This is a genomic window from Exiguobacterium algae (assembly GCF_018617875.1).
GTDB lineage: Bacteria > Bacillota > Bacilli > Exiguobacteriales > Exiguobacteriaceae > Exiguobacterium > Exiguobacterium algae.
This window is the reverse complement of record NZ_JACSKZ010000001.1, coordinates 114,138-127,101: the sequence shown is the minus strand read 5'-3', so window position 1 is coordinate 127,101 and position 12,964 is coordinate 114,138. Positions and strand designations below refer to the sequence as shown.

Below are 12,964 nucleotides of genomic sequence, written 5' to 3'. Positions count from 1 at the left end.
TGATATTTCAATCTACGAGTTTTTGTAAAGCATCAATCAAATCTTCGTCAATACTATCGAAATTTGAGGCGTGTATGTCTAAGAAGCCCAACTGTATGGCAAGGTCTCGTCTGAGCTTGGCTAAAGGTTCTTTCCCAAGGAGATTCAAATCGACAGTGTAGCCGACAATAAACCCTTTCAGGTCATCAATATCTCTAAACGATTTTTTAATTCCAGCAAAATCATTTTCGAGTAAATCTTCTAGATAGTTTTCATTGTAAATCTTTCTTTTCTTTACAAGTTCTTTGGCATGATTGTCATGGTAACTATATAGTGGGCCCAGCTTAAAAATCTCTAGATAGTCCTTGATATTCTTCGGCTGATGATTGACGGTCTCGAGAGCGATTTCTATGTTGTCTTGACTATAGCTTTTGATTGCTTTGAACCTGAAATAGTCATGAAGACTATGTTCGAAAGGATGAAGCCCATCGAACGGGAACTGTTTTTCACCCTTTAAAGACTGGTTACATTGTTTGCAGGAAGGAATCAAGTTATATAGAGACATCGAGAAATAGGGATAACGCTTCTTTGAATAAAAATGATCGATGTCTGCCCTGACTCTACCACTGTTCGAAAGAAATGGAGTTATGTATTGGCGATTACAATAAGGGCAGACAGTAATTTTACCGTCCATGATAAGCGAATAATCGTTCCATTCATGATTAAACACAGTCAATGAATTAAAACCCTTTAGAGTAAAACTTACTCCAGTCAATTTATTGAAGATTCGCTCAAATGCTTTTGCTTTCTTATTCTCATCCGCCTCTAATTTATTTCTAAAGTTCTCTATTTCTGGAAAATCATCAATCAACAATCGAATGATTTCTACTTTTACATTTTCCGAGTATTTGTTTTCCGATGTATTATGTAATGCCTTTGCACGGTAATAATGGTACAAAGATTTTGTTTTGAAATTTTCGTATTGAAATAATTCATATAAATATGTACTGAATGAGTTAGCAATATCTCTATGTTCTGGCTCCAACAGTTTTACAGTCCAGGGAAAAGAGGACGTAATTTCGTCTTGTAGTCCTCTTAAGAGGGTCGGGGAGCCCTTTGAAAACAAATCAACCTTGTTTTCAACAAGATTGTAGAGTCCCCACTGCTCCTCCTTTAGACTTTTATTAAAAGCATCGCCGTCTCCCCGAAAAGAAATTTGATTCAAAAAAGATTGATCCAGCACCGGGTCAAATTGGAAAGGCTTTATTTGAAGCGTCCTCAACTTAGGAAGAATGGATGTTTTGAAATATTCATTATGGCGGTTCTCTATTTCTGAACTGTAGGTGAGTCTTATCATGATTGGCCACCACCTTTATCGTGTGAGGAAATAATATAATTGATGAGCAATTTTTTCTCATCACTGCTCATAGATGAAAATAGCTCTATAGAATCTCTGACCTTGTTTGTTTGAGGGCTTGAGATGATTTGGGAAATCCTATTTTGAAAATCTACACGTATGATTTCTTCACCAATTATCTCTACGATAGATTGAATGGAGTTCAATCTATCGTTCGGTAAGGGGGTCGCCCTTTCTTTTTTTGAAATCATTTCTTCCATTTTTTCTAAATTTTTGTCGATGTCGATAAATATCTTTTCAGCGAGGCTTCCGATTACTTTGTCCACTTCAAAAGATTTAGAAAATAAATTATAGATATTTTGCCCGAACGTCCTACTGACTTGATTTTTTTCATTCGAAGTTTGTTCTGTCGGGTCTATCTTCTTGAGGTAAGTGACATTATGGTGAGGAGTGTCAGATAAAATGATTGGGGAATGTGTGGTCATAATTATTTGCACCCTCTCATCTTCGAAAATTAAAGAAGTCAATTGTAACAACCAATCTACGTACTTTCTTTGCCATTCTGGATGAAACGAGGCATTTCCTTCATCCACGAGAAGCCAAATATGGTTCTTTAACTCGCTTTTTTTATCCTCTTTAGTTCGCCCGTTTTTTGCCTGTAATAAGATTGAAAAAAGGTTTAAAAAGTGTCTCTCGCCGGCACTCATCCCCCAAGAAAAATTTAGGAACGGATTTGGCGAAATGTTTTCATACAGATCGAGGAATGTATTGAGGTTGGTATTCTTTAAAGATAGTACGTATCTGCTCTCTTCGAAAGAATCTTCAGACATCGAGCTGTATAGAACATCATGAATCCACTCAAGAGTTCCCTCATAGCGGGTAATAACGTTATTTTTCCTTGATGTATCGTAATCAAATATCTCACTGTAGAGATTTGTCATATACTTGAACAAGTTTTCATCTACCAAATCTGGTTCAGAGAAGACATTTGAAAATGAAACGAATTTTTTTCTCGTGTTGACCAAAGTTTTCTCGTCTGATTTTAAAACCAAGTCCTCTAATAATTCGTATAGAAAATTTATCATTGCATTTTCATATGTCATCGTATATAAGGTCAATTTTTTATGTCTCAGGATGAAAGTGTCTTGAATTTTATTCGAGATTTTACGAGTGGCTTTTTCAACAGAATTCGTATCTTTGTGGTTCTTTGAAGAAAATAATTCAACTAAAGAGCGATGCACATTATTGTTATCGACTTTAATTTCAAGGCTATCAGGTAATTTGAATGGAAGGGTAAAGTTATGCCCACCCTCTTTAATCTTTTCATTAAAGAAATATATAAATTTTAGTTGTCTTGATGTCTCGTTCAAAAAATAACGCGCGATAGGGTTGGTGATGGAGGAATTTTCTGAATGCTCATCGGATAAACTTCTCATCGTCGAACCGGTAGATCCATTGAAGACGGAAGCGGATTCCAGCTCGAAAAAGTCTCCTCTGTCTATGGACTCGGTGATGTAAATTATGCTTTTTTCAGTCACATATCCGTTCAATTCGATTTGCTCTATAGTAGTTACGTTGCTATTGGTTACATCATCACTGCCATAAACTCTAATCTCCTCTTTTATGTTCACTGAATGATGGAAGATACTCCTCGTCTCATCGTCGAAGAAGATACCCAAAAGCCCATCTGAGAGAAACTTGTGCTGGCTAAAGTCCAAAAAACTTTGTATCGTTTTTAACAAAGTTGTTTTACCAGCACCGTTGTCGCCGATGATCACATCAATCCCTTTAATGTTTTCACGTTTACCCAACAAGTAGCTTTCGATTTTTACAACATCGGGGCTGAATGAAGATAATATGACTTCATTTGATTGCTCATCATAGCAAATATCGAGGATGTCGTGGAACTTGTATTCTTCAAATTCATGTTTAGATTTTTTCTTAAGTAAATAAACAAGTCTCAATGTCATCAATCCTTTTAAAAAATTATAAGTTAAATATCAATAAAAAATATTGATTTCCGAATACGGTATTTATATGTAAAACGTTCAATGTTCCTCTATAATAACACATGAAAAATCATGTAATACATTCATATATTTTCAAAAATAAAGGGACTTTTCTGAAGGTATTTGGTTTGAGTTTCAAATCTATGGGTGATACATTAAAGAGTAAATTTATATAAGTGATTCATACCCGGAAAATTGAATCAGTTGAAGGGAAGAGAGTTGATGGGTCAAGAAATACTAAGAACCTATGGTGTTAAAAAAGATTTGGAGTATGCGACTGACAATAATTTCGAAACATTTGTTCAGTATATTTTAGGACTGGAAAATAATAATTATATAGGTACACGTATGAAAAGAGACGATGGAGTTGATGGTTTAATAATAAAAAGGGAATCAAATGATAAAAAATCAGTGGTTCTTTATTCAATTTATGGTCCTGAACAGTCGACTCGCTGGAATATAAAGATGAGAAAAATTGAAAACGATTTGAGCGAGATGATCAAGCACGCTGTAAAATATGATGAGTTTACGTTCAAATTTATCTTTAATTTCAAGTTAGGGTTTGAACAGGCTGAAGCATTTGAATCTTTGATGCATCAGAATGAAATTAAATATGAACTGTACAATCCGGAAAAACTTATAACGCTTTTGAAGACAGACTCGCAGATTCAAAGTGCTGTTGCATTCATCGTTGGAATCGAAGGTGAAGATAGACCTTTGACTGATTTTAATAATCATGTTTTTGCTGGAGAGGTTCTCAAGGTTCTTCAATCTTTTGACTTGAAAGAAGACTTGTCAGATAAGATGAAAAAAATTAACGATATGGTGCTCCAGGTCCTCTCCTATCTCTCAGGTGAACATTTAACAATCCGTCCATGCCTGTTTTCTCAAAAGCAAGAATCGAATGCTCAACTATACTTGGTACCCGACAGAAGACAGTTAGTTGAAAAGACAAAAGTCAATTCAGGTCATGAAACAGCATATTTAGTTCATGATAAGAAAAAAGAAATTCAAAGACTATCAAAAGAAGAATTTCAAATGCTATACGATGGATTATGGGAAGAACAGTTGACTGTTTTATCTCCATATAAAGGTTGCCTGGCAGTCAAGGTCGAAAACCTTTTAGTAATCTATACGATACTTGAGAAATGCTTGAGGGATTTTGAAAACTCTGGAGATTTGGACCTTTATAAAGTGTTGCTTCGAATGAATCATCAACAAAAAATTCATTTTTCAAGACTTGAGGTGTCGAGAAATTCTTGAACCTGGAAAAATCGAAAGTTTGCCATCTAACCATCCAAGCGACTCGCTTTCAAATTTAAATAATGTGCTAAAGAAAAAACGATGATGTTCAATATAGAGAATGGAACCCATTTTGAAAATAGTGACGTAAGCTTGTGACACATGATATGGCGTGATACCAGTAATCTTGTACTGCGTTCTCGAAATCTATCTATAGATGATTACGGCCGTCGAAATATACCGGTCAAGCGATTTATTTTTACCGAATAATCACAAACAAATTACCGAGCGATGCCATAGCCCCGACCATTCTCTATATTGCCTTCCATGATTAATATTCACACCCGATGATGTGACATTACCATAGGTAGGGCTTTTAATTCTACGCTGTTCGGCCATCCTGAAACTTAAAGAGCAAAGACTCGGCATTAGAAGCATAGCGGCTAGCACTGGTAATTCGCGTCAGAAAGTGAACAGGCGACAAAAAAGGCTTAATGGGCCGTTAGATAAACGCTTGCGTCGGAACGAACAAATAAAACCGGGAAGCTTCATGTTCGAAGCTTTCCGGTTTTTATCTTCTTGACTCTAAACTATGTAGCAACTCTCTATATAATGACGGTGGGATGTTCATCTGACTCAAGAGCATCCCTTCGTGCCTCGAGAAGCTGATTAAGTAATCATGTATCTCTGAGGTGACCGATCGGGTGAATCGGTCTTCGATTTCTCGGTCTCGTAGATAGGACAGGGCGATGATAAAACTCAGGATATCGTCACGTCCCCGACCGTGTTTCTGATTACCAGGATCCAAGGTGGCATATCCCGATAGGTCTCCCGATAATAGGTCATCGGTTGATGTGTAGAATGGTAGACCTCGGAAAAGATTTGCAGCAGCAGCTCGCGCTCGTATTTCCCTTTGAACCGGCCATGTGAAATTTTCTTCCCCTGTCGGAAGATACGGTTAGGTTGATAGTCGTTGACGGAGTGCCCGTGCTCTTCGGCGAGCACGTAGGAGATGACAGAGTGCAAAAGGTTCTCCCCGACAGAGTCGCCGACAGCAGGGCAAAGCGGAGGGTGTTGTCCATCTCATATAAATAATAAATCTCTGAGAAGGTCGTGCCCGTATGGAAAGATTCCTCTTCGGCATTCGCATCGATAAAAAGGTCTTTGTAGCCGTTGATGATCTCATAGTAACTCGTTCGAATCAGTGCCTCCTCCGCAAACATGGGGTCATCAATGACGAGACCGCGTCGTTGCAACAGTTGAAGTTGGTCGGTCGTGGATTTGAATACCTTTTCAGGTCTCGACATGAACTTTGTCCCCCAAATCTAATTCAGATATAGACAACATAAAATAAATGGCCCTTCACCAAAAAAGTGAGGGGCCGTTGTTGGCTGGTCAGTCCAGCCTGCTAGTTGATTACTTATAATATATTAAATTGTAATAGGTTCAATGAAAGCAACTAAATATTGTCGACAGCATGGAGAAATAGATAGTCATGAAATTATACTTCATAGATTATAGACTTAAAAAAATGAGTGACTTGTTTATCTAGATTTATTGATAAATACTAAATGGAATATAAAAAAGAAGGATATTCCATAGTGAAATTCGTTTATATTTCAAACTTCTACATTTAATATTGCAATCAAATTTAAGGTTCTCCAGTGGAATATATTAGTCTCTAGCTTGTACGTTTGTAACAGTTCTTGAGAATAAAAAACCGTGTTTAATCTCTCGTTTATCATTATTATAGATTTTAGCTATATTGCTATTATCAAATTCTTTGGGATCTAATGGGATGTCTGCATAAGGATTTAAATATAGTAACATTCCATCCAGTAAACGCTCGTTGTATTTTTTATGTGGATGAGTATTAAAAATACCGTTTTGGCCATAATCATTATATGTATAAGTATTAATAAATATATGATCGTGTTTGCGTTGAGAAAGTGCCCTTACTTTTCCGATTGAAGTAACAGAGCTAAATAATATTCCGCTGATACAACTTAATTCAGCGTTATTAAATAAGCCGATTGGAATCTTTTTTCCGTTTTTCCTTTTAATAATATGGTCTACATATTCAAAATATGGAGTATTTCCTCTATATTCGGCCTTGTCTAGGCCATAAAGTACTTTCTCGATTGCTCCGGTTCCCTGATTATAAAAAAAGTTTTGTTCAAATGCACCTATAGCCAGTATAAAAGGCTTACCTTTAACATGATTTAGCTTCGAATATTGTTTTTGATATTTATTAACTTTTGTCATGATACTATTTGCTATACGTTCAGTAGCAATTTGAATTATGTCACCGTGAAGTGACTCATGGTCAAAATTACTATTTTCGAGCAAACTTTCTATAGCATTTATCCTATCGTGTTCAGGTCTATCTCCTTCCGCATGTCTAGTGCTTACTGCTTCAATAATTATTGGCATGTTATTTTTTCTGGTCTCAATTACAAAATCAGGTGAAGAATAAGAATATTCAATTTTAAATCCCATATTTCTAAAACAGGCATGTAAATATAGTTCCCAAAAGGCAGTATTAAATGTCGTTTGAAACTCTTTTACAAATTTATTGTCTCTATCTTCAAAACCAATTTTCCAAGAATTAATTACCTTTATTAGGTCCTTATCTCTTGATAGATGAATAAAATTTGGATGTAGCCTATCCTCAGAAACTTGAATATTAAATAAGTCCACGTAATCACTCCTGTTTACGTTTTGGTTTTTAAGAAGACATTTAAATTTCATATATATTATTATAATTCAAGTGAAGTTGTTTTTGAAGGAAGAACTAAATCCTTTGATAAAATATAAGGACAAAAGGTGTGAACTGCCCTATAAAAGTTGGACATATAAATCTAACTTTTGTAGGGTGTGTTTATGGTTAAATTGGTGAAGGGTTCAAAAGTTCATATGACCGAACGCTATTTGATTGGTACAGAGGGATGCACAACCTTAGGAAGAGATTTCGAAGTGGACCGTCAGAAGGTCATGCAATAGAGCAAATGTCTCAACATCGCTTTCGACGAGAGCTTTTTCGCCATGTTCGAATCTGAGCTTCTTTATCTCAAAAAGTTCGAAAGCGTAGCTAATTTCAAACAGGAGCTCGATCCCTATAATCACCTTCATATCAATGAACAACTAAAACACCTGAGTCCGGTATTCTACCGGACTCAGGTGTTTTAGTCGCCTGAAAAAAATATTTAGTTTCCAATTTTTTTAGTTTGGTTTAAATGTGTGCGTTTTACTGGATGTCTGTCATTCTGGGTGTTATTTTGTCTTTTGAATCTACATTGATTAATTTCTGGAGGTGTAATTCATTTAAAATGTCCGTCAAATCCTCTAATCTTTCGGTAACCTTGTTCTGCCAAGATTCGAAAATGGTAAGAATTATTGATAAAACAATGTAAGTACTTACAATTGCAGCTGAAACGAGTAACAAATAAGAAGTTTTGTGTTCAGTTTGAATACTAGAAAAATTCAACCATGCGATTAGAAAAGTTAATGATAATGGAATTAAAGAAAAATTTATTGTGTAGTGCAAAATACATTTATTATAAGAAAGAGGTATTATCATTTTTTTGTCAATATCTCTTTCTAATACGATATTAACTTGTGATAATATAAGATACTCACAAGTTTGAACCTATTTGAATTACCTAAATGTTTTTATAACATCAAATTTAATATGTAAGTAAAAAATAATTGAACGGTCGATTTTATATTAGTCTTTCATTCGAATTAAGGGTTAACGGTTTACGATTTCTTCTCCCTTAACTGTCTCACACGCCACATCATCGACGTAATGAACGCTGCCCATCCGCCTAGTACGATGATATAAAGGGCCAAGAAGAAAACGAACTCTCCATAATCTTCGAGCTCTTCGAATGGATTGTGGATGATCATCGGCTCAGAGAGAATGCCAAGCCCCACCAATGGGATGAAGAGAATGAAGAATCGTTTCCAAAAGAATTCTTTGTACGGTTTCGATGAAGTCCATTGCATCATACTACCTCCTGAAAAATTACACTTATTTACATATAGGATAGCATGTTCGAATCCAACATTGAATCATTGTTCAAATTCATTATCCATATAAAATCAAATAAAAGAGGGAGGCCGATTCATTCAGCCTCCCTCTCTTTGTCTTATTCATTGTTTGCAGTCAATTCACCCGTCCCGAATGTTGCGCTGAAGGCACGGCACCAAATGACGACCGTGCTGTACTCCTCTAGATCAACTTCCTCGGGCACCAGGTAGTTTTGATTCCCGATGTTTCCTTTTAACGCACCGAGACTGACGCCTTCGGTCGTCTCTTGTCCAGGCTTCGTCAAGTAGACGAACAGGTCTGGGCCGTTCGTCGTCTCAAAATCTTCGAAGCGGAGATAGACGTTTCCATCTGATTCCACTGACTGAATCGTGCCTGCGGTCTGGTAGTTTTTCTCCCCGTCCTTGAAGACACCGGAAACGGCAGTCGTCTTGACGGTGCCTTCTTCTGCGGCATCCGCTTCAGATACATCTGACTCTTCCTCTGTGTCCTCGACCCTCGACTCCTCCGAAGTCGGTGGCAATCCTTCATCGACCGTCTCGTTCAAAAAGAGCGGCGAGATCAACCACCACGCCACGACGAGCACCGCGATGCCGATCACCCCAATCAGTACTTTTCCCCAAGTCTTCATTCTCAGTCCGCCTTTCATTCGTACCTCTTCTTAATCATACAGGATGTCTACTCATTTCATACCCTTTAATCGGCTCGTGTGACACCATAAGAAAGACGCGACATCATACAAGACAATCGCGTCTGATTGAACGATTAGACGGTTTCTACCCAATTCGTATCAATGAATTCATCGCGCCCGGAGATGGCACGGTCTTCTTTATAATGCTTTGGATTCTTCTTGTGGTAGTCCTGATGATACTCCTCGGCCGGATAGAATGTAGTCGCCGGCAAAATCTTCGTGACGATCGGGTCTTTGAAACGGCCGCTCGCTGCGAGCTCGTCGCGACTCTTTTCGGCAGCGATCCGCTGTTCCTCCGAATGGTAGAAGATGGCCGGCGCGTATTGCGGCCCGCGGTCCTGGAACTGCCCGCCGTCGTCGGTCGGATCGGTTTGGATCCAATACAGTTCGAGCAGACGTTCATATTTAAAAAGAGAAGGATCATACGTGATCTCGACGACCTCGACATGTCCCGTCGTCCCGGTTTTTACTTGTTCATATGTCGGATTGTCGACATGACCGCCCGAATATCCGGAGACGATCCCTTCAATTCCAGGTAGTTCTTCAAACGGCGTCACCATGCACCAGAAACAGCCGCCGGCAAATGTAGCTTTTTCCATTCTTTCTTTCCCTCCAAATCAGTCTCCAACAAAAAAGCGCTCACGTCGGAGGACATGAGCGCTTACGTCATATCGTCCAAGGTTTCCCTTGCTGGTCGTAGCACCTTGCCGCGGCAGGTTGCTGTGAAGTCATGGAGCCAGATCTCTCGTTCACTCTTGATATCGATATGTAGTTGGTGAGAGCATCATACCACCCTCAAAACCTTCCCGTCAATGGTTTGGTTTCCGGCGGAATTGAACGACGGTCAGGACGACGATGAGCATGATCAGTCCGATCGATAAGGGGAGTCCGTACGGGACGTTCTCTCCGTAAAGCTGCAGGAAGAAGAGTGCGAACACGGCGAGTAAGACGATGATGTATGAACGGGTCATAAGTTCCTCCTCAATCGTTTCTTTCAGTGTAGCAAGAACCGTCCGATATTACGACAATAAAGGAAAAATGCGGTCGGGAACGAATAGGGATAGGAGTGAACAAAGGAGGAAACGATATGGACCATCAACATGAACTGTTTGAATTGACCGTGACGAAAGCCCATCACGGCTACAAGGACGGGACGTTTACGGCAAAAGACGTGACGAGCTATTATTTACGACGAATCGCCAAGTTCAACGAACGGTTGAACGCCGTCATCCAGGTGAATCCGGACGCCTTGTTCGAGGCAGAGGCGGCCGATCGGGCGTTTCGGCGGGGGGACCGGAAACCGCTCCTCGGTATCCCGGTCCTGTTAAAAGACAACGTCGAGACGAACGGCTTGATGCGTACGACCGCCGGTTCCGCTGCGATGCGTCATCATTTCGCGGGACGGGACGCGGAACTCGTCAAGCGCCTCCGGGCAGACGGGGCGGTCATCCTCGGAAAGGCCAACTTGTCGGAGTGGGCGAACTTTTTAGCGGACAACATGCCGAACGGTTGGAGCGCCGTCGGGGGACAGACGAAAAACCCGTACGGGGACGGACTCGACGTCGGGGGCTCAAGCTCCGGTTCTGCCTCCGCCGTCGCGGCGAATTTGACGTTACTTGCTGTCGGGTCGGAGACGAGCGGCTCGATCGTCCACCCGAGTGTCCACAATGCGATCGTCGGCATCAAACCGACCGTCGGCTTGATCAGCCGGACCGGCATCATCCCGATCTCCCGCTCGCAGGACACGGCCGGACCGATGGCACGGACTCTGCATGACGCCGTCCTTGCGCTCCAAACGATGTGCGGGGAAGACGAACTCGACCCGGCGACAAAAGACGTCCCGGTCGGACCGCCTTACGTCACCTGTCTCGACGAACGACAGGCTGTCGGGATGCGGGTCGGATATGTGAAGGCCGATCTGTCCGCGGAAGAAGGGCTGTATTATAAGGAAGCGGTAGAAGTGCTGCGGCGTGCCAACATCGAGCTCGTCGAAGTCGAGCTTCCGAAAACGGACCGGTTGGACCAGGTGGATGTGCTGTTCGAGGAGTTCAAGCTCGGCATCGAGGCGTATTTGGCCTCGACGGACGTCCCGTACGAGACGCTCGCTGACCTCATCGAATGGAACCGGGCGCACCCCGAGTACATCCCGCATGGGCAAAAAGTGTTCGAGCTGTCTGAGGAACGGTCGGGTCGGTTGATCGGCTCGTCTTATCTCGACCGGCGTCTCGACGACATTCAGGTGGCGAAGACGGAAGGGCTCGATGCACTTTTGAAAGATCACCGGCTGCATGCGCTCGTTTTGCCGCATGACATGAACTATGACATGGCGGCACGAGCCGGTCACCCGACGATCACGATTCCGTATAAGGTGAAAGCAAGCGGTGCCCCGTTCGGGTTGTCGTTCACGGGGACGAGCTTCTCGGAGCGTGACCTCATCCGGATCGCCTATGCGTTCGAACAGTCGGGATCACGGCCGACGCCGCCTGACTATTCCTAAGTTGCACCTGTCCGTCACCTCCGCTACAATGGTACGTATGCGGATTAGAGAAAGGACAGATTGCTATGAAATCATCAATATACGGGTTGACGTTTGATCAACTCACAGACGAATGTACCGAGGCGGGGTACGGTGCCTTCCATGCGCGTCAAGTATGGGATTCGTTATACATCGACCGCGTCAAGACGATCGACGAATTGAACGTCCGTTCAGAAGTACGGGATCACTTGGCAGAGAAATACGTCATCTCGACCCAGGAGCTCTTCGTCAAACAAGAAGCCGGAGACGGGACGGTCAAATTTTTACTTAAACTCCACGACGGCCATTACATCGAGACGGTGCTCATGCGTCATAAATATGGTCGCTCGGTCTGTGTGACGACACAGGTCGGCTGTAACATCGGCTGCAGCTTCTGCGCGAGCGGACTGTTGAAAAAGACGCGCGATTTGACTGCGGGTGAGGTCGTCGAACAGATCATGACCGTCCAACATTTCCTCGACGCCGAAGGCGAAGGGGACCGCGTCAGTCATATCGTCGTCATGGGAATCGGTGAGCCGTTCGATAACTTTGACAACCTCGTCGACTTCCTCCTCGTCGTCAAAGACGAGCGCGGGCTCGCCATCGCCCCACGGAAGATCAACGTCTCGACGAGCGGGCTCGCGGACAAGATCTACAAGTTCGCCGACCTCGACCTTCGGATCAACCTGGCGCTCTCGCTCCACGCACCGAACGATGCGCTCCGGACACAGATCATGAAGATCAACAAGGCGTTCCCGCTCGACAAGCTCATGCCAGCGATCCGTTACTACGTCGAGAAGACGAACAAGCGGATCACGTTCGAGTACATCCTGCTCTCGAAAGTGAACGACCTGCCGGAGCACGCCGAGGAGCTCGCGAATCTGATCGAGGACATCAAGGACAAGTCGTACGTCAACTTGATCCCGTACAACCCGGTCAACGAGCACATTCAGTATGAGCGTAGCACGCCGGAGGACATCATGGCGTTTTACGACATCCTGAAAAAACGGGGCGTCAACACCGGCGTCCGTCTCGAGCACGGGACAGACATCGATGCGGCCTGCGGTCAGCTTCGAAGCAAACAGATGAAAATCGAAGGCGCAAAATAAACGAAACCTCT

12 protein-coding genes, 1 pseudogene and 1 riboswitch are annotated in these 12,964 nt (G+C 42.0%); of the genes and pseudogenes, 4 read left to right on the top strand and 9 right to left on the bottom strand.

The features are described 5' to 3' along the window. Positions 1 to 7 precede the first annotated feature (7 nt). Both KNP03_RS00630 and KNP03_RS00625 read right to left on the bottom strand, forming a co-directional pair. The gene (locus KNP03_RS00630; protein WP_214823864.1) at positions 8 to 1,336 is read right to left on the bottom strand and encodes a hypothetical protein; all 1,329 of its coding nucleotides are present in this window, start codon (positions 1,334 to 1,336) and stop codon (positions 8 to 10) included. Next, positions 1,333 to 3,300 (bottom strand): AAA family ATPase, encoded by a 1,968-nt coding sequence (locus KNP03_RS00625; RefSeq protein WP_214823861.1) that lies wholly within the window; start codon positions 3,298 to 3,300, stop codon positions 1,333 to 1,335. The genes KNP03_RS00630 and KNP03_RS00625 overlap by 4 nt, the downstream gene beginning before the upstream one ends. Positions 3,301 to 3,567: 267 nt before the next feature. On the opposite strand from KNP03_RS00625, the gene KNP03_RS00620 reads away from it, so the two are divergent. After that, positions 3,568 to 4,608: a hypothetical protein gene (locus KNP03_RS00620; RefSeq protein WP_214823860.1), complete on the top strand. Its 1,041-nt coding sequence runs from the start codon at positions 3,568 to 3,570 to the stop codon at positions 4,606 to 4,608. Positions 4,609 to 5,346: 738 nt separating this feature from the next. On the opposite strand, the gene KNP03_RS13480 is transcribed toward KNP03_RS00620, so the two are convergent. The 3 genes and pseudogenes from KNP03_RS13480 to KNP03_RS00610 all read right to left on the bottom strand — a co-directional run bounded on the left by KNP03_RS13480 (position 5,347) and on the right by KNP03_RS00610 (position 7,287). Further along, on the bottom strand, positions 5,347 to 5,613 hold the full coding sequence (locus KNP03_RS13480) for a hypothetical protein (RefSeq protein ID WP_240544396.1): 267 nt from the start codon (positions 5,611 to 5,613) through the stop codon (positions 5,347 to 5,349). A 29-nt stretch (positions 5,614 to 5,642) separates the two neighbouring features. Continuing rightward, positions 5,643 to 5,810, bottom strand: a pseudogene (locus tag KNP03_RS13635) (Abi family protein); the annotation flags it as partial. Between the two features lie 451 nt (positions 5,811 to 6,261). Continuing rightward, positions 6,262 to 7,287, bottom strand: coding sequence for a hypothetical protein (locus KNP03_RS00610; RefSeq protein ID WP_214823849.1), 1,026 nt, complete (start codon positions 7,285 to 7,287; stop codon positions 6,262 to 6,264). Positions 7,288 to 7,605: 318 nt separating this feature from the next. Here KNP03_RS00610 and KNP03_RS13630 point away from each other — a divergent pair, with 318 nt between their 5' ends. Continuing rightward, a complete protein-coding gene (locus KNP03_RS13630; RefSeq protein WP_420827878.1) occupies positions 7,606 to 7,776 on the top strand; it encodes an IS3 family transposase in 171 nt (56 codons plus the stop codon). A gap of 570 nt (positions 7,777 to 8,346) precedes the next feature. On the opposite strand, the gene KNP03_RS00600 is transcribed toward KNP03_RS13630, so the two are convergent. From KNP03_RS00600 to KNP03_RS00585, 4 genes are all read right to left on the bottom strand, one after another. Continuing rightward, entirely contained in the window at positions 8,347 to 8,595 is a 249-nt protein-coding gene (locus KNP03_RS00600; RefSeq protein WP_214823845.1) for a hypothetical protein, read from the bottom strand. A 143-nt stretch (positions 8,596 to 8,738) separates the two neighbouring features. Beyond that, positions 8,739 to 9,269 carry a DM13 domain-containing protein gene (locus KNP03_RS00595; protein WP_214823843.1) on the bottom strand — a complete coding sequence of 177 codons (531 nt, stop codon included), beginning with the start codon at positions 9,267 to 9,269 and terminating at the stop codon, positions 8,739 to 8,741. Positions 9,270 to 9,403: 134 nt separating this feature from the next. Further along, the gene (msrA, locus tag KNP03_RS00590) at positions 9,404 to 9,928 is read right to left on the bottom strand and encodes a peptide-methionine (S)-S-oxide reductase MsrA (protein WP_214823837.1); all 525 of its coding nucleotides are present in this window, start codon (positions 9,926 to 9,928) and stop codon (positions 9,404 to 9,406) included. A 67-nt stretch (positions 9,929 to 9,995) separates the two neighbouring features. Next, a riboswitch (SAM riboswitch) is annotated at positions 9,996 to 10,094 on the bottom strand. Between the two features lie 44 nt (positions 10,095 to 10,138). Then, positions 10,139 to 10,300, bottom strand: a complete 162-nt coding sequence (locus KNP03_RS00585; protein WP_214823835.1) for a hypothetical protein — start codon at positions 10,298 to 10,300, stop codon at positions 10,139 to 10,141. Between the two features lie 116 nt (positions 10,301 to 10,416). Here KNP03_RS00585 and KNP03_RS00580 point away from each other — a divergent pair, with 116 nt between their 5' ends. Both KNP03_RS00580 and rlmN read left to right on the top strand, forming a co-directional pair. After that, the gene (locus KNP03_RS00580; RefSeq protein WP_214823833.1) at positions 10,417 to 11,826 is read left to right on the top strand and encodes an amidase family protein; all 1,410 of its coding nucleotides are present in this window, start codon (positions 10,417 to 10,419) and stop codon (positions 11,824 to 11,826) included. A 65-nt stretch (positions 11,827 to 11,891) separates the two neighbouring features. Further along, complete coding sequence (gene rlmN, locus KNP03_RS00575) at positions 11,892 to 12,953, top strand: dual-specificity RNA methyltransferase RlmN (RefSeq protein ID WP_214823831.1); 1,062 nt, start codon at positions 11,892 to 11,894, stop codon at positions 12,951 to 12,953. Positions 12,954 to 12,964: the final 11 nt, after the last annotated feature.